The 20624-nt window shown below is 64.9% G+C and carries 24 protein-coding genes and 1 tRNA gene; 8 read left to right on the forward strand and 17 right to left on the reverse strand.

The genetic code is table 11. The features are described from left to right. The first annotated feature begins 66 nt into the window (after positions 1–66). Entirely contained in the window at positions 67–591 is a 525-nt protein-coding gene (locus tag ACIN94_RS01060; protein ID WP_400697827.1) for a SigE family RNA polymerase sigma factor, read from the forward strand. A 38-nt stretch (positions 592–629) separates the two neighbouring features. Here ACIN94_RS01060 and ACIN94_RS01065 read toward each other — a convergent pair whose 3' ends face one another. Further along, positions 630–1118: a MarR family winged helix-turn-helix transcriptional regulator gene (locus ACIN94_RS01065; RefSeq protein WP_400697829.1), complete on the reverse strand. Its 489-nt coding sequence runs from the start codon at positions 1116–1118 to the stop codon at positions 630–632. Positions 1119–1220: 102 nt separating this feature from the next. Here ACIN94_RS01065 and ACIN94_RS01070 point away from each other — a divergent pair, with 102 nt between their 5' ends. Both ACIN94_RS01070 and ACIN94_RS01075 read left to right on the forward strand, forming a co-directional pair. Further along, positions 1221–1781 (forward strand): YceI family protein, encoded by a 561-nt coding sequence (locus ACIN94_RS01070; RefSeq protein WP_400697832.1) that lies wholly within the window; start codon positions 1221–1223, stop codon positions 1779–1781. A 278-nt stretch (positions 1782–2059) separates the two neighbouring features. Then, positions 2060–2149 (forward strand) — tRNA-Ser (locus ACIN94_RS01075). Between the two features lie 85 nt (positions 2150–2234). On the opposite strand, the gene ACIN94_RS01080 is transcribed toward ACIN94_RS01075, so the two are convergent. The 9 genes from ACIN94_RS01080 to ACIN94_RS01120 all read right to left on the reverse strand — a co-directional run bounded on the left by ACIN94_RS01080 (position 2235) and on the right by ACIN94_RS01120 (position 9523). Beyond that, positions 2235–3581 carry a tyrosine-type recombinase/integrase gene (locus ACIN94_RS01080; protein WP_400697835.1) on the reverse strand — a complete coding sequence of 449 codons (1347 nt, stop codon included), beginning with the start codon at positions 3579–3581 and terminating at the stop codon, positions 2235–2237. Then, positions 3581–3781 carry a helix-turn-helix domain-containing protein gene (locus ACIN94_RS01085; RefSeq protein WP_400697838.1) on the reverse strand — a complete coding sequence of 67 codons (201 nt, stop codon included), beginning with the start codon at positions 3779–3781 and terminating at the stop codon, positions 3581–3583. Before ACIN94_RS01085 ends, ACIN94_RS01080 begins: the two co-directional genes overlap by 1 nt. 1 nt (position 3782) lies before the next feature. Beyond that, positions 3783–5453 (reverse strand): replication initiator, encoded by a 1671-nt coding sequence (locus tag ACIN94_RS01090; RefSeq protein WP_400697840.1) that lies wholly within the window; start codon positions 5451–5453, stop codon positions 3783–3785. Next, complete coding sequence (locus ACIN94_RS01095) at positions 5450–5641, reverse strand: hypothetical protein (protein ID WP_400697842.1); 192 nt, start codon at positions 5639–5641, stop codon at positions 5450–5452. Before ACIN94_RS01095 ends, ACIN94_RS01090 begins: the two co-directional genes overlap by 4 nt. Next, positions 5638–7050 (reverse strand): FtsK/SpoIIIE domain-containing protein, encoded by a 1413-nt coding sequence (locus tag ACIN94_RS01100; RefSeq protein ID WP_400697845.1) that lies wholly within the window; start codon positions 7048–7050, stop codon positions 5638–5640. The genes ACIN94_RS01095 and ACIN94_RS01100 overlap by 4 nt, the downstream gene beginning before the upstream one ends. A gap of 83 nt (positions 7051–7133) precedes the next feature. Further along, positions 7134–7454, reverse strand: coding sequence for a hypothetical protein (locus ACIN94_RS01105; protein ID WP_400697847.1), 321 nt, complete (start codon positions 7452–7454; stop codon positions 7134–7136). Then, complete coding sequence (locus tag ACIN94_RS01110) at positions 7451–7897, reverse strand: plasmid replication, integration and excision activator (protein WP_400697850.1); 447 nt, start codon at positions 7895–7897, stop codon at positions 7451–7453. The genes ACIN94_RS01105 and ACIN94_RS01110 overlap by 4 nt, the downstream gene beginning before the upstream one ends. Before the next feature lie 122 nt (positions 7898–8019). After that, entirely contained in the window at positions 8020–8715 is a 696-nt protein-coding gene (locus ACIN94_RS01115) for a GntR family transcriptional regulator (RefSeq protein WP_400697852.1), read from the reverse strand. Positions 8716–9178: 463 nt separating this feature from the next. After that, on the reverse strand, positions 9179–9523 hold the full coding sequence (locus ACIN94_RS01120; RefSeq protein WP_400697855.1) for a hypothetical protein: 345 nt from the start codon (positions 9521–9523) through the stop codon (positions 9179–9181). Positions 9524–9840: 317 nt separating this feature from the next. Here ACIN94_RS01120 and ACIN94_RS01125 point away from each other — a divergent pair, with 317 nt between their 5' ends. Next, on the forward strand, positions 9841–11172 hold the full coding sequence (locus ACIN94_RS01125; RefSeq protein ID WP_400697859.1) for a helix-turn-helix domain-containing protein: 1332 nt from the start codon (positions 9841–9843) through the stop codon (positions 11170–11172). Then, a complete protein-coding gene (locus ACIN94_RS01130; protein ID WP_400697862.1) occupies positions 11169–11882 on the forward strand; it encodes a creatininase family protein in 714 nt (237 codons plus the stop codon). The genes ACIN94_RS01125 and ACIN94_RS01130 overlap by 4 nt, the downstream gene beginning before the upstream one ends. 247 nt (positions 11883–12129) lie before the next feature. On the opposite strand, the gene ACIN94_RS01135 is transcribed toward ACIN94_RS01130, so the two are convergent. The 3 genes from ACIN94_RS01135 to ACIN94_RS01145 all read right to left on the reverse strand — a co-directional run bounded on the left by ACIN94_RS01135 (position 12130) and on the right by ACIN94_RS01145 (position 14729). After that, complete coding sequence (locus ACIN94_RS01135) at positions 12130–12744, reverse strand: hypothetical protein (protein ID WP_400697864.1); 615 nt, start codon at positions 12742–12744, stop codon at positions 12130–12132. A 584-nt stretch (positions 12745–13328) separates the two neighbouring features. Beyond that, a complete protein-coding gene (locus tag ACIN94_RS01140) occupies positions 13329–13841 on the reverse strand; it encodes an isochorismatase family protein (RefSeq protein ID WP_400697866.1) in 513 nt (170 codons plus the stop codon). 501 nt (positions 13842–14342) lie between these two features. Beyond that, positions 14343–14729 carry a hypothetical protein gene (locus tag ACIN94_RS01145; RefSeq protein ID WP_400697868.1) on the reverse strand — a complete coding sequence of 129 codons (387 nt, stop codon included), beginning with the start codon at positions 14727–14729 and terminating at the stop codon, positions 14343–14345. A gap of 188 nt (positions 14730–14917) precedes the next feature. On the opposite strand from ACIN94_RS01145, the gene ACIN94_RS01150 reads away from it, so the two are divergent. Next, positions 14918–15418, forward strand: coding sequence for a hypothetical protein (locus ACIN94_RS01150; protein ID WP_400697870.1), 501 nt, complete (start codon positions 14918–14920; stop codon positions 15416–15418). A gap of 272 nt (positions 15419–15690) precedes the next feature. Here ACIN94_RS01150 and ACIN94_RS01155 read toward each other — a convergent pair whose 3' ends face one another. Both ACIN94_RS01155 and ACIN94_RS01160 read right to left on the reverse strand, forming a co-directional pair. Further along, complete coding sequence (locus tag ACIN94_RS01155; protein WP_400697873.1) at positions 15691–16719, reverse strand: tyrosine-type recombinase/integrase; 1029 nt, start codon at positions 16717–16719, stop codon at positions 15691–15693. Between the two features lie 388 nt (positions 16720–17107). After that, the gene (locus ACIN94_RS01160) at positions 17108–17716 is read right to left on the reverse strand and encodes a hypothetical protein (RefSeq protein WP_400697876.1); all 609 of its coding nucleotides are present in this window, start codon (positions 17714–17716) and stop codon (positions 17108–17110) included. Between the two features lie 465 nt (positions 17717–18181). On the opposite strand from ACIN94_RS01160, the gene ACIN94_RS01165 reads away from it, so the two are divergent. After that, the gene (locus ACIN94_RS01165) at positions 18182–18616 is read left to right on the forward strand and encodes a hypothetical protein (protein WP_400697879.1); all 435 of its coding nucleotides are present in this window, start codon (positions 18182–18184) and stop codon (positions 18614–18616) included. A 343-nt stretch (positions 18617–18959) separates the two neighbouring features. Here the strand turns inward: ACIN94_RS01165 and ACIN94_RS01170 are convergent, their stop codons facing one another. Then, positions 18960–19313, reverse strand: coding sequence for a hypothetical protein (locus ACIN94_RS01170; RefSeq protein WP_400697882.1), 354 nt, complete (start codon positions 19311–19313; stop codon positions 18960–18962). 480 nt (positions 19314–19793) lie between these two features. Between ACIN94_RS01170 and ACIN94_RS01175 the strand changes: the two genes are divergently transcribed. Next, the gene (locus tag ACIN94_RS01175; protein WP_400697884.1) at positions 19794–19973 is read left to right on the forward strand and encodes a hypothetical protein; all 180 of its coding nucleotides are present in this window, start codon (positions 19794–19796) and stop codon (positions 19971–19973) included. A 413-nt stretch (positions 19974–20386) separates the two neighbouring features. Here the strand turns inward: ACIN94_RS01175 and ACIN94_RS01180 are convergent, their stop codons facing one another. Beyond that, positions 20387–20581: an SIP domain-containing protein gene (locus ACIN94_RS01180; protein WP_400699917.1), complete on the reverse strand. Its 195-nt coding sequence runs from the start codon at positions 20579–20581 to the stop codon at positions 20387–20389. Between the last annotated feature and the right edge of the window lie 43 nt (positions 20582–20624).

Raw genomic sequence — 20624 nt, forward strand, 5'->3', positions numbered from 1 at the left:
CGGTTCAGCCGAATTAGGGGCTATGGCTGCGATTCTGGCCACGAGACACACCCTGACCACAGGCTGGTGATCGAGGTGACCGGCGGAACCAATGAGGAGTTCCGCGAGTACGTCGTTGCTCGCGGTCCTGCCCTGCTGCGCGCCGCCCACCAGCTCACCGGCCACCCCAGCGATGCCGAGGACCTGCTCCAGACGGCGCTGGTCAAGACCTACCTGGCCTGGGACCGTATTCAGGACCGCAGAGCCCTGGACGCCTACGTGCGCCGGGCGATGGTCAATATCAACATCTCCTGGTGGCGGCGGCGCAAACTTGAGGAGTATCCCTCGGAAGAACTCCCCGAGCCGGTTTTCACCGGCGGTAACGGCTATCTGCCCGAGCAGGTGGAGCAGGCGCTCGACCGGCTCCCCACCCGTATGCGTGCCGCCGTCATGCTGCGTTACTACGAGGACATGACCGAACCGGAGATCGCCAATGCTCTGGGGATCAGCGTCGGCACGGTGAAGAGCACCGTCTCGCGGGCGATGGCCAAGCTCCGCGGTGATCTCACCATTCCGGAGCAGCGGCAGCTGGAGTCGCAGACGAGCGCCTGACCGGCAGCCGGTCCGGTGTCGGCCGGCGCGGGGCGAGATCAGCCGGAAGCCGCGGGCTCGGCCTCTGTCGCCCCTGCCGTGGCGCATGGCCGTACGGCGTCGCGGATGATCCTGAGCGTGTCCAGGAAGGCGCTGAGCTGCTCGGGAGAGAGCATGCCGGTGAACCAGGTCTCGATGTCCGTCAGGTGCTGGGGGAGCACGGCGCTGAGCCGTTCCGCACCCGCGTCGGTGATGGCCGCGTAGGAGGCCCGGCGATCGCTGGCACACGCCTGCCGCACGACCAGCCCCTCGCGTTCCAGCCGATCCACGACCCTGGTCACCCCGCTGGTGGACAGGCTGGTCTGCGCGGCCAGATCGCTCATGCGCAGGCGCCGGTCTGGCGAGCGCGCCAGCCGGATCAAGGTCTCGAAGTCGATGTCAGAGAGTCGTCCCACGGAGAGGGACGGATGCATCTTCGCCATCAGACCGCTGTAGGTCTCGGCCAGAAGACCCATCGCCGTCAGTCGGGAGTCTTCAAAAAGGGTCACGTTCACACTGTAGCCGACGATAGTTGACGCGAGGAATATTCCTCATGTAGAAATCTGTTGTAGCAAACATCCGCACAGCAAGCATCTCTATCGGGAGTAGACATGAGCACTCGGACCTGGGAAGACCTTCAGCTCCCCGCACCCGGCGCCTTCGCCCTCGACGTCGCCCACACCCGGATCGGCTTCGTGGTCAAGCACATGATGGTGAGCAAGGTCCGCGGTAGCTTCACAGATTTCTCTGGGACCGTCGCGATCGCCGAGAACCCCCTCGACTCCTCCGCCGAGCTCACGATCAAGACGGAGAGCATCACCACCGGCTCTCCCGACCGTGATGGTCACCTGCGCAGCGAGGACTTCCTCGCCGTGGAGAAGTTCCCGCAGATCACCTTCCGCACCACCCGCGTGGTCGGTTACTCCAGTGGCGAGTTCACCGTCCTGGGCGACCTCGCCATCCGCGACGTCACCAAGCAGGTCGAGCTCACCGTCGAGTACGGCGGCGCCGGTACCAACCCGTGGGGCCAGCAGGTCTGGGGCTTCTCCATCACGGCCGAGATCGACCGCGAGGAGTTCGGCCTGACCTGGAACCAGGCCCTGGAGACCGGCGGCGTCCTGGTCGGCAAGAAGATCAAGATCGAGATCGAGGGCGAAGCCAACCCCGCCTGATCTCCATGATCTACTCGGACTCCTTCCTCGTATCGCCCGCGAGACGGGGAAGGAGTCCTTGCGCATTCACTGACCGAGATTCCTCGTCTCGCACTGCGAGAATCCACAGGGCCTCCACCGCTCCCACCTGGTGGACCTTGATTCTTTCCACAGGGTGGGGCCAAGTTGTCCACAGGCAGTGGACAACTTTTCCACCCCTGTTCTCGGCGGCGCGGCCGGTAACCGCTTTGCTGCCTCGCCGGATGGCCGGTACTCTGTGCTGAGCCACAAGGCAACCAGGAGGCTTCGCCTAGTCAGGTCTATGGCGCCGCACTGCTAATGCGGTTTGGGTCTACAGCCCATCCGGGGTTCAAATCCCCGAGCCTCCGCAGGTCAGAGGCCCTCTCCCAGAATCTTGGGAGAGGGCCTTTCTGATCTTCAAGGGCGCCATAGTTGCAGTCTTAGTTGCAACACTCAGAGTTTTCCCCAGAGTGCCGAGGCCAGTCGCTCCCCGGCGTCGCGCATGAGCGGTGTGGACACATGTGTGTACCGCTCGGTAGTGGTCACCCTCGTGTGGCCGAGAACCTCCTGAACCACGCGGATGTTCACACCCTGCTCGATGAGGAGCGTCGCGGCCGTGTGGCGAGCATCGTGCACCCGGACGTCCCGCACTCCCGCTTGCTTGAGGATCACCTTCCACACCTTCCAGTCCTCGGTGCGCTCGATCGGGCCACCGTGTCGGGTGGCGAACACGAGGTCGTGATCCTCCCAGCGGTCCCCCGCCTTGAGGCGTTCCGCGGCCTGGACCTTGCGATGTGTCTTGAGTAGCGCGAGGAGCTCGGGAGGGCACTGAAGGGTGAGCTTGCTCTTGCCCTTACGCTGCCGAAAGACGACGCCCCCGCCCGTGCGTTTCGGGCACCTGTCGGCGTGGCTCGTGCAGTCTTTGAGACAGGTCCGCTTGTAGCAGGTATGCCCCTGCTTCCTGCAGTCCGCTTTGCAGCCGGGGTTGTGTCCGTGATCTTTGCACTTCTTCTTGCAGGGCCAGCGGTGCCACCTCTCACCGCACTTGTGAGGGTCGGCGCAGCCGTGCCGCCACTCGGTGCGCTGGATCTGGAACCATGCCTTGATCACGCCGGTCTCCAGGTCGACGTACTGCCAGCGGAGCCCGAGCGCCTCGCCTTGACGGATGCCGAGAGCGAGAGCGACTGACCAGCGTGCCCCGTTCCGCCGGGTATTGGCCATGTCGAGGATGCTGCGGGCTTCCTCGCGGCTCAACGGTTCTATCTCGGTGGACGCGGCCGAAGGGGCATCGACGAGGGTCGCGACGTTTCGCGTGAGCTTGTTGCGGCGTACGGCGACGGTCAGCGCCCGCGACAGGATGCGGTGAACCTTGAGGACGGTGCTCGTCGAGAGGTTCTTCTCAAGCATCGCGGTATAGGCGGTGTCGAGGTGCTCGGGAGAGAGCCGGTTGAGCCGGTGCCGGCCGAGCAAGGGAACAATCCAGTGGCGTGTCTTGGATCGGTAGTCCGTCAGGGTGCGCGGCGCCATCTTGCCGGAGGCCACCAGTCGCTCACAGATCACGTCGAGATACTCGGTCATCCACTCGGCGACGGTGGGTGTACGGCCGGGCTTGGTGATCTGTCCGGATTCCCGGTTGTTCTCCAGCTCACTGACCTTGCGGGTCACCTCGGCCTCGGTCTTGGCCATCCGGTGGCGGCGGTCAGGGGAGCCGTCCGGCTTGATCCCCATGGTTACCCAGCCGTGCCAGTACCCGTCATTGCCGAAGTAGATCGAGGACCGGCCGTCCGGCTTCTTCGCCATCACGCCGCCTCTTCCTGAGATAGCCCCGCCTTGGCTTCCAGCGCACGGGCGAACTCGTTCAGCGCCCACCGAGGAACCAGCCGGTATCCCTCATCCTTGATCGACTTGAGCTCGCCGGTCTTGATCAGCCGGAAGACAGCCGTACGGCTCATGCCGAGCATCACGGCGGCATCCTTGGGCCGGTAGAACAGTGGTTCCATGTCAGGCCGCCTCTCCGATTGCCGAAAGAGCTTGGGTGGGTTGTCCGGTGGCTTTGGCTTCCAGGGCCAGGAGGGTTGCTCGCCAGCGTTGGCGTTCGGCGACCATTCGCAGCAGCCGCAGGGCCAGGGAGGGGATGTCGCCGTCGCCGGCCGGGACGGGTTTCCAGACGTAGCGGTGCGGGTCGACGGGCTCGTCGGTGAGGCCGAGGGCTTCCATGACCCAGGTGCGGCGGTCGCGCTTGTGTTCGGACAGGGTCTTGTTGGACCACTTGCGGGAGACCAGGACGCGGCGGCCCGCGTAGCCGAGGTGTTCGGGCTTGTGCGCCTTGCCCCGGCACCGGCCCGGACTCATGCCCGCTTTCGCGTTCTTGGGCTGGACTCCGTAGCGGAGCCAGTTCGGGCAGGACGGAGAGCAGGGTTCGTAGCGCAGCGCCTCGATCATCCGGGCGGCGTGTGCGCGCTGGGCGGGGTTGTCGGCGTCGAGGGTGTCGCCGAGGCTCTTGGTCAGGTACTTGGACAGGTAGCGGATGCACTGGTCAGCGTCCGGGGTCCCGGCGAGGACGCCTTGCACGTCGACCTGAGTGCCGAAGCGGACCACGTGCAGCGGTTCGGCCTCGTCGTCATTGTCGAGCTGGTCGAGTGCCTCGTGCCAGGTGGGCAGGAGTTCCCCGGTGGCCGGGTCGAGGTAGTCGCCATCTTGGCCGTCGGGGTAGGTCTGTCCGTCGGGAAGGTCGGCCCGCGGCGTCCACACCGGCAGGTGATCGCCGTCGAAGCGCACCTCATCGACCGATGGCCACCACACCTGGTGATAGGTCGCCGCCGCAATGGCCTTGATCTCAGCCCGTGGCAGGGTGCCCCGCACGGCCATGTGTAGGTGCGGGGCGAGGCGTTTCTGTGGTTCGACGGAGGAGAAGTACTGCACGTCATAGCCCGCCACCCGGCGCAGGTTCTGTACGAACCGGTCCACCAGCTTGGAGAAGTTCAGCGCGTCCCGAGCCGCCCGAGGGTAGTCGTAGGTGTCCGGATCGACCGGCACGCCTTGCCCTGCTCGGATCTTTCCGTAGGAGGGCAGGGTGAGGGTGATGAACAGCGACGGCCGGTAGGCCTTGCCGTCCGAGCCGGTGAAGGTCCGCCCGAGTGTGGTGTTCTGCCGGACCCGCTTGGGCAGGTCGGGAGCATCCTGCCGCCGCCGGGTCGAGCGGTTGCGCTTGGCGGAGGTACGGCCGAGCAGGTCGCCGCGCATCCCGGCGGCGTTGATCTCCACGTCGAGTCCTTGGAGGATCTCGTCCAGGTCGCCGGTGTCGTCGCCGGCCTGCTCGGCGGCATCACGCTGGGCTTGCATATCGGCGCGGAACTCCACCAGCCAGCGCTGTTCCTCGGTCGGCTCATCCGGCGTGGTCGACGGTTCGGCGTCCAGGTGCCAGCCTTCCCGGCACTGGGCCATGCGCAGGTAGCGGTTGCGCTTGGCGCACGGCGGACACTTGGCCTCCATCGTGGCCCCACACGGCACGTTGACGTCCTCGGTGAGCCCGGTACGGGTATCGAGCCGTCGCAGGATGACCGGCCGGATGCACACCCCGTTGTGTTTGGCGATCTCCACCGCCACGTCCAGCGCTACCGGCATGGCCTGGCGTTCGGCCCGGGAGAGGCCGCGGTCGGCAGGGTTGGTCATGCGTCCTCCACTTCGGTCAGGTCAGCCGCCAGCCGGAACAGTGAGCCGTAGGGGTCGGTGGTGACGCGGACGTTGAACAGCTCGAAAGCGAGCACGGGCTGAGAGCGGCGCGGCCCCAGCAGGGCGAGCACGGGCCGTTCACAGAGCCGGGTGATCTCTTCGTCGGTGCCGTAGAAGCAGACCCTCATGCCGCCACCCCCGCAGTCATCGCGCGGATGTCGGCATCGGAGACGTAGGCCGCGCGGACCCGGATCGGCTCGGGTGAGCATTCCAGTCGGACGTAGGCGATGCCCGCGCCCTGGGCGGGGATCGGGGAGATGTGGTCGGCCAGCGCGCCCCGGTCGCGTGCGCCGTCGCCGAGGACCATGTCGACCTGTTCGGACTCATCGAGCCGTAGGGCGATCTTGTCGGGGAACAGGTTGCGGATGTTCAGCACGTCTTTTCGGGGGTCCTGGAGTGCGGCCAGGACGCCGACGCCGACCGCCCGGCCCTGCGTGGTGAGGGTGGCCAGCGCGGCGGAGATGCGGAGCTTGAGGCCCTTGTCGGACTGGTAGGCGGTCAGGAACGCCACCTCGTCGACCACGACCAGGACGAACGGGTCATCGACGGTGGGCGTGTGGGAGCGCTGGAGTCCGGCGAACCGGTCGGCCCGTTCCTGCATTACCGCCACCGCGGCTTCCAGCAGCTCGGCGCAGTCGACCGGGGTGGCGGCGTAGCGGTCGCCGAACAGGTCCCGGCCGAAGGACAGTTCCATCCGCTTGGGATCCAGCGCCCAGATGTCAACCAGGCCCGCGCGGACGGCGGGCAGCAGGCCGCGGATCGTGGACCAGATGACCGACCCCTTGCCCGCCCCGGTGGCCCCGGCGATCAGGACGTGAGTGCCGTGCACCTTCAGCCGCCACGGGGCGCCGTCCTCCCGTTTGCCGATCTCGACCGGCCCGACCGACGCCACCGCGGGGACAGGCAGGGCGGATAAGGGGACGGCCAGCGGGTCACGCCGGGGGAAGACCAGCAGCAGCCGGCCTGCCCGGGCGATGGAGACGCGGCAAGAGCGCGCCCCGAACCCATGGGCGAGGTGGTCGGTGCGCTCGGACCAGTCCTTGACGGCCTGTCCGGTGAGCATCTTGACCGTGACCAGGTCGGCCCACGAGGTGCAGCGGAGGCCGACGAGGCGGGGTAAGTAGTCCCGGCCGCGTACGTGCCGCCCTAATCCGGAAATGATCATTACCGGTTGCCAGTGGCGACGGTAGACCCACACCAGCCGCCACCAGGCCAGCAGCCGCCGGCCCATCAGCCGCAGGAACGAGGCCCGGTCGGCGACGCGCCAGCCGGTGAGGCCGATGAGCACCAGGGCGACGAGACCGAGGCCCCATTGCCAGCCGTACAGCCAGGCCAGCACGGTAGGAGCGGCGACGACGGCCGCGGCGATCGGGTGGCGCCAGACCAGCCGGACCAGGCCGGCCAGCAGCCGCCAGACGAAGATGACGAGGGTCACGATCGCCGGGGTGCGGAGCACGGCCGGGCGGAACACCACGGCGGTGTCGGGGGTGGTGGAGACGAGATGGTGCGCTTCGTCTCCGGGCAGTTTCTTGAACATTAGACTGGGGGCCTTCCTTGATTCGCGTTGGGGGAGAACCGAGGGGCCGCCGGAATGCCAGTTCCAGCGGCCCCGCTTACGTGTCAGCCCGGGATCTCGTCCAGGCCCGGCAGGGTGGGACCGTTGGCCTGTTCGGCGTGCAGGCGTTCGCAGTCGGCCAGGTAGAGCGCGGCGGCGTCTGCGAGGTCGCGGGCGAAGGTCAGGTCTTGTGCGGTGACCGGTCCGGCGCCGGTGGTGGAGATGGAGACCTGGGCCTCGGGGGTGGCCAGGTCCAAAAACGGCCGCCGGTTGTCGGTCACCGCGGCCAGCACCGCGACTTCGGGGGTGTTGAAGGCGACGTCGAGGCGGAGCTCCCCGTTGCGCAGCACGGCCGTGATGTAGGTGTAGGGCTTGCGCGCGCTCATGCCGCCACCTCCTTACCGGCCGCAGCGGCGGTGTGCTTGGCCGGAGTTGGAGGGGGGACCGCGGCGGTGCGGGGAGCGCGCATCGCCCGCGCCCGGATGGACCAGGCCAGCCGGCCGGTGTTCTGGCCGACGTAGGGGGTGACGGTCATGGCGTCGAACTCGACCGGGACGAACGGCAGGCCCGGCAGCGAGGCCGGGGGAACCGGCTGCACCGCGGACAGGATCTTGACCGACACCGTCTTCTGTCCGGCCTTGACGGTCGGGTCGGCGTCCATGACCGCGACCTGCCAGACCGGCTCGCCGGTGGTCTTGTCCTTGGCGTAGACGGTTCGGCCGTTGGTGGAGGCGTCGAAGTCCTTGACCTGCTCGACCTCGCCGACGATGTAGCAGCCGTGCGGGAAGACCTGATCGAAGCTGATGGGGATGGGGCCTTGGATGGCCATGATGCAACTCCTCTCTGTCTTGACTGATCAGTCTGCTTGACTGACCAAGTTGCATCTCTATTAAGCACGAAGCCCGCTTGGTTAGTCAAGTGCACCAAGCGGGCTTCGTGAGGAAAGTTGGATTACCGGATCGGGTAGGCGTCTTCCAGCTCGTGACGATCGCCGGGGAGAACGGTCTCCACCACGACCCACGGCTTGCCGGTCGCGTCACAAGCGACGGCGTAGACGGTCAACAGCGCGGCCGAACTCTTCACGTCCAGCAGCTTGCGCTCTTCGCCCGTGGGGTTGCGCGCCGTGATGTGCTCGATGATGTGATCCAGAGAGACGCCGGCCGCGCTCTCCACATAGCGTCGGATTCCCTGCCGGAGATCGGCCTCCTCGGCCAGGGCCGTACCTTCGCCGACCCCGGCCGGAACCCAGGTCGCAGAGATCTCGGTCGGCTCGCCGTCGCGTTCCACCAGGATCTTGCGCAGGATGACGGGGGATTTCGGTTCGATGCCCAGATAGGCCGCGATGCGGTTGGGGGCCTCCACCGGCCCGGCCGTGAGCAGCCTGCTCGCGGTCTGGGTCTCTGTCCGGTCGAGGAGTTCGCGGCCCGTCCGGGCCTGTTGACTTGTGGGCATCGCCGGGCGACCACGCACGAAACGGCCCTTGCCCTGCTGGGTGACGATCCAGCCTTGATCGCGAAGTACGCTGAGCGCTTTGACCACCGTGGGCCGCGCCATGCCGAACTCCGCCATGAGCGTGTGTTCGCTGGGCAGCAGCGAGCCCGCAGCGTACTCGCCGGAATCGATGCGCCGTTCAAGCTCGGCGATCAACTGCGCGTACTTGGGAGGCGTGTACTCAAACGACATTAAAGCCTCACATTCAACATGCTTGCCTAGCCAAGCAGGCTATCAGTGCATGTTGAAGATGCGAAGACCTTCGTCCGACAGGAAGTCATCACCCCGCGACGCGGCGGCATGGGCACGGGGGTGAACCATGCCGCCGCGCCCGCCTATCGGGCCTCGCCAGAGAGCAACGCCCTCCATACATCGTTGGCCTCACGGATCGACCAGCGATAGGTCTCATGAACTTGCGTGGCGCCTTTGTGCCGGAGCGTACGACGGATGAATGCCTGCCCCCCGGCCTGGCACAGCTCATACAGCGTGCTGCGGCAATCGCACGTCCAGGTGATCACCCGCAGACGCATCACCCCCTTGTACGGTGCACGCCAGACCAGCCGCATGTGATCACGCAGAGGCATCGCCGCATGCGGACTCAGGCACCCGCTTTGCCCGATCACTGCGGAGCCCAGGTGTTCGGCTCCGGACGAGGGTGTTTCTTCAGCAGCTCGGCGTAGCAGCCGGCCACGCGGCGAGCAGCCGTCACCGGGTCATCGGCAGGAACGAAGGCATGCCATCCGGGACGACCACGCCACGGCCTTTGGCCCGATCCCCAGCGGAAGACGAGGCCATCGGTCCAGACGACCAACTCGTACCAGACCGAAACCAGAGCGAGCCCGTATCCGTCGTGAACGTCAGAATCGATCTCAAGGGCGGCCAACTCGTCTCGTAACCGCTGCGCCGCACCCACAGGGGTGATGACCTCGGCTCGGCCGATGGCCGCCAGCTGGGGTATCTCCATCACGCCGCCACCTCGCCGACGCCCGCACAGTCGAAGCACTCGACCCGGACCGGCTTGACCACCTGACCGTCGATGCGGCATTCAACGTCCGCGCGGCTCCTGCGGATCCAACGCCAGCCACTACCACGGCAGGCCTGGCACCCCTCATTCGTCGGTTCGCCCTCGGTAATCATGGGTCAAGGGTGGTCACCTGGGATTACCCAACCCATCCCGAGCCGGAATCCTTGCGCCGAATAGTCGATATCCCTTGACGGGATAACTCCCAGCGACAAGCGTTGGATATTCGGAAGCCGAGGCAGTAAGGGGAGATACCACGTATGCCCGCAGATGCGACTAAACCAGTCGTTATCCTGCCGGAACTGTGGCAGCGCTCTGAAATGCTAACGGCTCTCCGAAATCGCAATATCGGCCAGGTATTTCAACTAATCCGCCAGTACGCCGGGGTCAGCCAAACCCGTATCGGCACCGCCGTGAATCTCAGCCAAGGCAAGATCAGCGAGATCATGAGGGGAACGGTCAAGGTCACCTCGTTCGAGGTGTTCGAGCGCGTAGCCGACGGCCTGGACATGCCCGATCCCGCCAGGCTGGCTCTCGGCTTGGCACCGCGACGACTTCCCGCCATCAGTCCGCATCCCCAGCGCACACCACCATCTGATGAAGCGGTGCCGTCACCAGGTACGGGTCTGTTGACCCCGTACCTGGCCAGTTTGACCGGAGCGTCCAGCCGCCCCGTCATCTCCGGACTCCGGCACGTTCTCACCGGCCACATCCAGGCCGAGGCCATCATGGGACCGCTCCTGTTGATCAACGCCGTTCAGGACCAGGTGCCCGTGATCGGGCAGGTCTGCCAGGTGACCCGGGGAGCCGACCGTGCCGAAGCCTTGAGTTTCGCCAGCGAGCTACTGGAATTCTGCGGATGGCTGCACCAGGACCTGGGTGATTTCACCCGCGCCACCACGTGGACCAACAAGGCCCTGGACTACGCGATGGAACTGGGCGACCAACGCGTCATTTCCTACATCCTCATGCGCAAAAGCATCATCGCCACCGAGGCCGGCGACTACGGCCACGGCCTTGGAATGGCGAACGCAGCATTGGCCAATCCCGATGCCCTCACGCCTCGGCTCAGAGCGGTCATCTTGAGAACCCGCGCGACAGCGAACGCCTACATCGGAGAGGCCGCGGACTCCGCTCGTGATTCAGAGATGGCCCTCGTCGAAGCCACCGCAGGGATGACCCAGAGCGAGACCGACCGTGCCCCGTACTGCACTCCCGCTTACATCGCCATGGAGACCGGCGCGACCCGCGTACTGCTGGGCGAGGCCACCGCGGCTATCCCGATATTCGAAGCCAGCAGATCCCAATGGCCCGAATCCAGCCAGGCGCGCGACCACGTCCTGTTCCTGACCCGCATGGCCACCGCCTACGCCATAGCGGGCGAGCGCGAACAAGCCTGCACAGTGACCGAAGACGCTCTGTCTCGCATGCAGGCCCTTCGGTCCAGCCGGGTCGCCGGCCAGCTCACAGCGCTACGCGCTCACCTGGCCCGATGGTCGGCAGATCCGTACATGGCAGACTTGCTCACCAGGGTCGAGATCCTCTCGGAGTCCTTCTCCCTGCCAGCATCCCAGCCACAAGGAGACCGGTGACCCCCTTGCTGCCCACCGCGACCACCACCGAGGAACGACAGCGCAACGCCCAGGTCGCGATCCTGCCCGTCGGCAGCTTCGAACAGCACGGCGACTACCTCCCCCTTAGCACCGACACCATCGTTGCGACCCTGATAGCCCGCCAGATCGCCGGCGCTTACCCCGTCCTGCTGCTCCCGCCAGTGACGATCTCCTGCTCCCATGAGCACAGCGCCTGGCCGGGAACCGTCAGCATCTCCGCGCGGACCCTGCACGCGATCGTCACCGACGTTTACGACTCCGTCACCCGCTCCGGCCCCGCGGCACTGGTCGTCGTCAACGGACACGGCGGTAACTACGTGCTGAGCAACGTCGTCCAGGAAGGCAACGCCGAAGGCCGCAGCATGGCCCTGTTCCCCTCCCGCGAAGACTGGAACGAAGCCCGAGCCGCCGCCCAGCTCACCAGCTCCATGCACGAGGACATGCACGCCGGAGAACTGGAGACCTCCCTCCTGCTCCACGCCTGCCCCGAGGTAATCCGCCCCGGCTACCACTCCGCCGACTGGACCGCTAACGACCGCCGCCACCTGCTGACCAAGGGCATGCAGGCATACACAACCAGCGGAGTCATCGGCCGCCCCTCTCTGGCAACTGCCGAAAAGGGCAAGGCCCTGCTCGACAGCCTCGCCAGCAGCTTCGGCGACGTGCTGGATCTCTTCACGAAGTCCTGAGCGACGGCACACCAGCCGATCACGATCTGAGTCACTGCCGAATTGTTCTCATGGGTTATCAAGCGGCGGCGCGCCGCGCCGCCGCACCCGGCCCTCCACCGCCCGCCGACCGGGCGTGCGGCGTGGGCGCCGGTCCCAGCCGGCGGCGACCCGGGCCGTAGCCGCACTGCGCACCCGCCGCAACCGATGCACTCACCGACCCGAGCGACGCACCGCCGCCTCCTGATCATTGGGACCGTTGGCCCCATCATTGGCAGTTGGTCGGGTCTTGTCCCTCGCGGTCAAACTTCTCCTGGGAGATCACCGTGTCTATCGAGATGAACTCTGTGTCGACCCCGTCGATTGGGGTCTTCAGGGGAATCTCCTTCACTCCCTGAACAAGGACTTGGCCCGGCTTGAGTCTTGCCACGCTCTCGGCCGTGAAGCTGACCCAGGAGGTGTTGACCCTACTGTTGCCTCTCCCCTTGCCGCCGAATGCGTTATAGGTGACCCCCGGTTTTAGGACAAGCGGTTTCGGTTCCGCTGTCCAACCGCCGGCCGGAGCGTCAAGGCGTACCGATGCACTCTGTCCGTCCAGCTCTGGCGCACTGAACTCCGCGTCCTCGACCGAGTGAGTGGATGCGGTGATGCTCGGAAGATTCGGATGATCGCCCAGGGTGTCGGCCCCCAGTACACCGGAGTACGGTTCGTCGTGGGAAACGATCACATCCTCTGGTGTGGCGCCATCGCACCACGCCAAAACGATGATCGGATGGCCTTCCGCATCGACACTGACCCCGGTTGATCCTGCTATGGGCGGCGTGCAGGCCGTGGTGCCCATGATGACTATGACCGCCAGTGTGATCTTCAGCCATCGCCGCATATTCGTAGAGTAAGAAGCATCGGCTTCACACCATAGGTCCGTGATCTTATCGGAGCCCGACTGTTACGGCTCGCGTTGATGCCTACGAACACCAGGTGCGACCTACGTGTTCTCCCCGGACCTGCAGCCGCGATCCATGCGCTTCCCGAACTGACAACCTACGTTCGTCCCCGGATCCCTGACGATCGCCTTGCTGTGGTTAATCTCCGTACGTGGTTGGGGGCGATCGACGGGCCGGGGTTTCGTACCTCAACCCCGGCCCACCGAACACCGGGGCGACGAAGGTACAGATGTTCCCCGTGCCCGTTGCGTGCCCGTCAGGAGGGTGATCAAGGGGGACTCACGGGGAATCACGGGCACTCGAAGCGCTCCCCCGCAGGTCAGCGTCTCTCCTGCTCAGCGACCAGGTGCGTTAGAGACTTCCCAAGCTGACAGCGCGGGTTCGATTCCCGTCACCCGCTCGACGTACGAAGGCCCAGGTCAGGGACACATTCCCAACCCGGGCCTTGATCTTTTTCGGCGCTATTTCGATCTTCCGTGCCCGCTAGTGCCGTGCCAGGCGTCGGTGAGGCCTGCGAGTTATCTCAGTCCAGCGCTGCCACGACCTCGGCCGTCGTGCAGACGGTAGCGATACGCGGGAAGATGTAGTCGAAGGCGAACTCATGGGCGCGCGCGTCCAGTGCCGTGACCGCGTCCTCGGGCAGGATCACCTTGAAGCCGAACTCGTCGGCGAAACGCGCGGTCTGCTCGACGCCGAAGTTCGTGGCGATCCCGGTGATGATCAGGGTGTCGATGGCGTGCTTACGCAGCGCCTCCTCCAGTCCGGTGTTATGGAATGGACCCCAGGTGCGCTTCACGATCTCCAGGTCGCCGAATACCCCGTCCACCAACTCGCTGCCCGGTGGCTGCTCCGCAACGCCTGGCCGCTCGACCCGCACGGAGACCACGAGACCGCCCGCCTTTCGCACTGCGTCGGCCAGAGCGAGGGAGCGGGCGACCACGGCAGGTCCGGAATGTGGTGCCGTGGGCTGCTCAACGATGCGCGTCATCAGGTCGATAAGGAGCAATGCGGTGCGGCGGGGATCCAGTCTTTCCATGATCGGCATCGTAGCGATCCAAGTCGGCCTTCGACCCTGTGGACCTAGACCTGGACCACGATCGCCATCGGCGAGGCGGCAGCGTCGGGCTGAACGCGGCAGGCCGACGACTCGTGGGTGAGTCCAACTGGGTGACTTCCGGGATACCTAGTCTCGCCCTCCCCAGTTCCATTCCAGTTCCGTCCGAGGCCGTAAACGTCGGAAGTAGACGGGAGACATTGAGAGCTGTATTGCCTGGTCAGAGCACCACTCGGTGTCATCGGCGCAGGTGGGGAAGTAGCAGGTGAGAGTTCGGGCTCTACTGCGGCAGTCGAGACGCCGGCGTGCCCGCTGCGTGCCCGTACGGTCGGCAAGCAGCGGGGAATCACGGGGACTCACGGTCACTCGACCGGCATACGCCCAGGTCAGTGTTTCCGCAGCTCAGACCGCATGATGTTGAATGACTTCCCAAGCTGACAGCGCGGGTTCGATTCCCGTCACCCGCTCCAACGGTACTGAAGTTCACCTCAGCTCTTTCTGGATATCGGTCTCCTCCTCGTCCTCATCAAGAGGGTCGAGGAGACCACAGGCTCCTTCAATACCTCCCGAGGAGATCAGTTCGCGGATCGCCGCCACCATGCTTTCGAGCCCGACATCCCTAACGATGATCAAGTCTGAGCACCAGAAGTACCGGCCGCCGAGAGACTCACCCGTGCGCGCATCCTTATCCATGATCCGTCTGACTACGTCCAGGGTCATGAAAGTCGCATATCGCCGGGAGCCGTCGAGGAAGGTGATCGTCGCATCGGCCTCCTCGGCAGTCTCAGGTTCATGCCCTTCCCATCGAGGGATCAGCATCTCGAAACCGGACTCGCTCACACGGTAAAAAGGACCGTCGATCTCGATCATGCAGTTCACTCTGTCCCTAGCCTCCAGGTACTGCAAGCTTTTGGTCGCGCTTGGCGTGATCACGGTAGAGAAGCGGCCAAGACCTTGATCGCGTGCCAGATCCGTGCCAGAACAGGCGGGGAACCACGGTCACTCACGGGGACTCACGGACGACACTTCACCAAGGCGGCTGTGACACGATGCTTTCTGTGTATGGCTGGCCGTACGATGCAGGACAGTTGATTCCGTCTCCGCAGTTGGTCGCTGCCTGGTATGAACTGGAAATCTTGCCTACCGATCGAGTCCCCGTGTGGGCCGCTCATTGGCTCGTCCAGAACATGGATGGTGAGACGTTGCGCATTCTCGCGGGGCTTGACGGACGCGATCCGCACGAGGTGCGCGATGTGCTGGTCGAGGCTCTCGCGGATACGGACACCGCGATACCTTCCAGGTCCGACGCCGTGAAGACTGTTTATGTCGACATGGCGCGGTTGTGCCTCGCAGGCGACGGTGGTGAACGTTGGCTGGTCTCGATGATCGAACGACTCATGATCACTTGGAATTATCCCGATGAGATGCTCACACCACCACTTGGCGCTCTATACGGTCTGGATGACGAATGGGGAGCAGGCTGGGGGCGCACTGAACCGCAGCTGATCGCCGCCGTCCGAGCCGCTTGCGCCGAGCAGGTAGCCCTCGTCGGATCCTGATCAAGAGGGCTCCTCCCTTCGGTTCCCAGTTGCAGTTCTAGTTGCAATCCAACGTCATTCACTCCCGTTCCAGACGGACCACCAAGTCGTGTTGGTCCAGGTTGAACTGATCGGGACGGGCAAGATCAGAGCTGCTAATGCGGTTTGGGTCTACAGCCCATCCGGGGTTCAAATCCCCGAGCCTCCGCAGGTCAGAGGCCCTCTCCCGAGTTTCGGGAGAGGGCCTTTCTGCTGTCTGAAAACTGCCGGGGTTGCAGTTTGGGTTGCAGTTGTCACCCGTCGCCCCAGAGAGCGGCCCCCATGCGCGTGCTCGCGTCCTGCATCAGAGCGCCGGCCACGTGGGTGTAACGCTCTGTCGTGGTCACCCGCGCGTGGCCGAGGATCTCCTGAACCACACGGATATGCACACCCTGCTCCACAAGGAGCGTGCCAGCGGTGTGCCGGGCGTCGTGGAGTCGGGCGTCACGGACACCGGCCCGCTTGAGCAGCGCCTTCCATGCCTTGTAGTCCTCGCTGCGCTCCATCGGCTTGCCGTGCTGGGTGGCGAAGACGAGATCATGGTCCTCCCACAGCTCTCCGGCCTTCTCCCTCTCGGCCGCCTGTACGTCGCGATGAGCTCGCAGAAGAGGCAACAGCTCGGGAGGGCACTGAAGAGTGAGCTTGCTTCGGCCCTTGCGCTGCCGAAAGATCATGCCGCCGCCCGTGCGCTTGGGACAACGGTCCGCGTGGCCGGTGCATCCCTTCGGACACATCCGCTTCGGGCAGACGTGACCGTGCCGCTTGCAGGCCTTCAGGCAGTCCGGCCGGTGCTTGTGCTCGGTACACCGCTTCTTGCACGGCCAGCGATGCCACTCCGTTCCGCATTCGTGAGGATCGTCGCAACCGTGCTGCCACGGCTTGCGCTGCACCTGATACCACGCCTTGATCACGCCGGTCCCCAGGTCGACGAAGGACCATCGCAGGCCGAGCGCCTCCCCTTGGCGGATACCCAGGGAGAGAGCGACCGACCATCGCGCGGCGTTCCTCCTGGACTTGGCGGCTTCCAGGATCTTCCGTGCCTCGTTGCGGGTCAGCGGCTCAAGGTCGGGATCATTGGCCACGGGCGCGTCGATCAGCGTCGCGACGTTCTTAGTGATCTTGTTCCGGCGGATTGCGACCTTGAGCGCTCGGGACAGGATGCGATGGATCTTGAGCACCGTGCTGGACGATAGTCCGCGTTCAAGCATGGTCGAATACGCCTGGTCGAGGTGCTCGGGAGTCAGCTTGTCGAGCCGGTGACGGCCGAGCAGCGGTTTGATCAAGCGGCGGCGCGCCGCGCCGCCGTACGCCCCGCGCCGACGTCCCCGCGCCGCGCTGCGGCCTGGGGGCCGGTCACAGCGCGAGCGTCACGCGGGGCATCGCCGCAGGCACGCCACGCCGTACCAGACCAACGCGCCGACCACCGGCACACCGCCGCCAAGTTCTCGCCGTAGCCCTGCACCCGCCGCCCGATTGTCCGGGGCAGACGGAACCTGTCAAGGATGGCTGTGCAGGCAGGACAACCGCCCAAGGTGGAAGGTCACCGGCTCAGGGACACGCCATGCCATCCTTGACAGAACCCGCCTGGCAGTCCCGGAGGAGGCAGCTAGCGGGGGCAGGGGGAGAGTGGCGCATGGAAAAGCGCGGGTCCGAAGAGTCACATCCCGTCCCTCACATCATGAAGCGGGCGGGAAGGTCCAATACAGGGTGAGGACGGTATAGCCATTCACGATCAAGGCTAATCCCGCTCTCCCACTCGACAACCGCCAGACACAACGCCCTGATGTAGATGGCGCCGTACTCGTCGTCATCAAGGTTGTATCGCTGGAAGAGGTCGGCGTACTTCACCAGTGGCCCGAGGGCCGCAGTCACCGTTTCCGATGAGTGCTCCTCGAAGTATTCGATGTCCCAGCCTCCACCGCCTCCGTCGCCTTGGTAGTAGCTGAGCCCGAGGTTGTAGGAGTCCCATTGGACGCACCAATGGCGGGCATTCGGGGTGAGAGCGTCGTGGATCTGGCGGGAGAATCGCCCGTACCCACCCATGTCGTATGTGACGATGCCGGAACCTGCCTGCTCGATGAGGAAGTAGCCCTCCTCTATCGGGTTGTCCTCATCGGTGGATGTGCCCAGATCACGAGGACGCATGCCCATGCGGGTGACGACTTCCTTCGGAGACAGCGTTCCTGTCAAGGGGAACGTGACGGTCCAGCACAGAGCCTCAGGGTCCAGCACCCAGTGGTCGAGCATGTCGCGGTAGCGGGCGATTGCTTCGTGATGCATGCGGAGATCTTTCCAGAGCTACCGATCGCGACTGCAGCAAGTACTGCAGCAGAGCCACACAACCGCTCACGTCCACATCCATCCAGCACTGCTCAGGACCGGGTTGCGCGCCCCTAACCACGGGTGGTGTGGTCCTGATAAGGAAGAGGTCAGCTGAGCCGGGGCCAGCCAGCCAGCCAGTTGCAATCCCTGTTGCAGTTCAAGGGCGTTTATGGGAGTTACGTCTGGCAGTTCATGCTTGGCGATCCTCACCTTGAAGAGACGAGACGTCCGCTCAGGAGGGAGCGGACCGCCTGCGGTCTGATAGTTCATGAGCTTGTGAGAGCCGCGAGCGAAGACGAGACCTTCATCCACCCACTGCGACCCCAGCTTTAGGCTGGCCAGCCTAAAGCGCATCGAGGCTACGCCGACGGAGAACTCGTTCACGATGAACTGGTGTCCTGAGTCGATCTACAATATCGATTCATGACTTTCCGGGTCTGGTGCTATCTGCTAGCGCTGCCATTGATGGCCGGGTGCGTGTGCGTTCCGTCCCGGCACGAAGTGGCCATGCCGCCCGCGAACGCGACCCCGCAGGAGGTCGTCGCGGTGTGGCTGGAGGCGATGACCGCCAAGGATTCGGAGACGGCGCTGGCCCTGATGGTCCCCGGCGAGGACCACTCGATGGAGTTCGAGCATTCACAGGGCCCCTTCAAGAACTGGATCGACATTTCGGGCCTCGAAGTCGGCGAACCCTACGAGGCCATCGACTGCGAACCGGGCGAACAGTGTGTCCGGGTCCCGGTCAGCTTCAAGCTGTGCGCCCACGAGTTCACCGGTGACGGCGACCCGTGGACCCACCCGTTCACGGTCCAGAACGAAGGCGGGCGCTGGCTCGTCAAGGGGTACGGCTCGGGCTGAGTTGCCGCCTTGGTAACGGACGCCTGGCCGAGGGTGACATGGAACCTCCAAAGGCCATCGTGGGAAGCCCGCGTACCCAACCTCACGGGGGAGAACACCTAGTCGAGCTCTAGCCAACGTTCTCCCTGGTCAACGAGGTAGGCGAACGGTTCAAGTCCCCCCGCTGACCTGCACACCCATATGGCCAACCAGAACAGTAGGCGGTCGGAAGCGTGCCCGTTGCGTGCCCGTCAGAGCAGTGAATCACGGGAAGTCGCGGAGCATCACAAGTAGAGCAAGGCATTGCCCGACCTGCGACGCAGCATGTGGGGCAAGATCGTGCCGAAATCTTCCAACCTGGTGATCACGAACAGCCTTGGCCGTTCTCTGTTCGGAGAAGGCCAGCCAGCCAATTCGACAGCGTCCGGCTCCCTTGCTGTTGAGCGTCACCTTCGCCCTCGATGTAGACGAGAAGCGGAGGGGCGTCACCTTCGTCGATCACGACGAACTCGAACATGTAGCCCTGCCATGTCGACACCACCAGGGCGTTAGGCGGCAGTTCGTACGAGGTAGGCATGCCGGCCACGATGGCTCTTGCTTCAGCGGAATTTTCGAGGACCCCGGGCATGTAGGCGGTGCCGCCTTGCCTATGAAAGATCGGGTCGCGTCCCGGGCCACGGCCGTACTGCCGAAGCCACTCCTCATAGACATGGGGCATTTGGCTGAGGCCGTGAGCCTAGAGGATGGCGCTGATGTCCGCGTCGGTGCATCCTTCCCAGGTCAGCATGCCCACGATGGTACGTGGAGGGCTCTCGGTGTACTACGGGATATGCGCGCGATCGCGTGCCATTAGCGTGCCATTAAGGGGGTGATCAAGGGGGAGTCACGGGGACTCGGCGCAGGCTTGCCGCCGAGGTCAGGCACGTTTCCCCAGGTGATCAGGCCGTTTTGCAAGCAGGATGTCAGGAGTTCGAGCCGTCACACAGCGCGTGCTGTACTTCAGCGGTTCGCCGGCCACCGGCGCCCTGCTCACTCCGCGTGGGTCGCTACTCCCGTTCGGTTTTGACCACGAACCCGCTTACCGACGGTCATGCACCCTCGCCTGTTACCAGACAGAATCGGGTTAAACGACGAAAGGTGCCGGACGGGCCGCCTGCGGGAAGCAGCTACAGGGTTCGCCTTCATGATGGTCTTTGGGTTGATCGGGTTCGGTGTGATCTTCGGAATATCCGTGCTGTTCGACTTGCCGTGGCTGGTGGACGTGCTGAGTGGCCGTTTCGCGCCACTCATCGGCTTGTCCGTCCTGCTGGGACTCGTGGCCTTCGTTGTGTGGTTGGTGCGGAAGATCGGGAAAAGGCAACGCCAGCCGGCTGAGTGACATCCGCACATGTGAGTGCCGGAGGACGCGGCGACCGAAGGCAGGGTGAAGACCCTGTACGGGGTTGCAGTTTGGGTTGCAGTTTGGGTTGCAGTTTGGGTTGCAGTTCACCGCCGTACCAGTCCGTTCCAGAAGGATCGCCGACGGGCGTTGGTCCAGGTGGGACCGTCCTGAACGATGGCGCCCCGAGCTGCTAATGCGGTTTGGGTCTACAGCCCATCCGGGGTTCAAATCCCCGAGCCTCCGCAGGTCAGAGGCCCTCTCCAGAGTTTCGGGAGAGGGCCTTTCTGCTCTTCGGATGCCGATAGCTCATCGCGGCTTGCGTGCTGGACTGGCCCATGCGCTCCATCGGCTCGCGGATCGACGCCACGACGTTCGAAGCGAGAGTGTCGCCGGTGCCGGGCGACGCCGTGTCAGTCCAGGCCCCGTTTCCCGGGTGCCCAGAACGCTTTGACCAGAACCGTGCCGCGTGGCCAGCCGCGCTCGTGGATGAGGTGCCTCCGCACGGCCTGGCACGTTTGCGTTTGTCCGGCGACGTAGGCCACACCCGGATAGCCGGGCAGGGAGAGCGAGCAGGTCCGTACCCGCCGGGGATGGCCTGTCCCGATACACCCAGGTGAGCTCGTCGGACCGGAGCAGTGGCAGGCGCCC

The organism is Streptosporangium sp. NPDC087985 (assembly GCF_044741965.1).
Lineage (GTDB): Bacteria > Actinomycetota > Actinomycetes > Streptosporangiales > Streptosporangiaceae > Streptosporangium.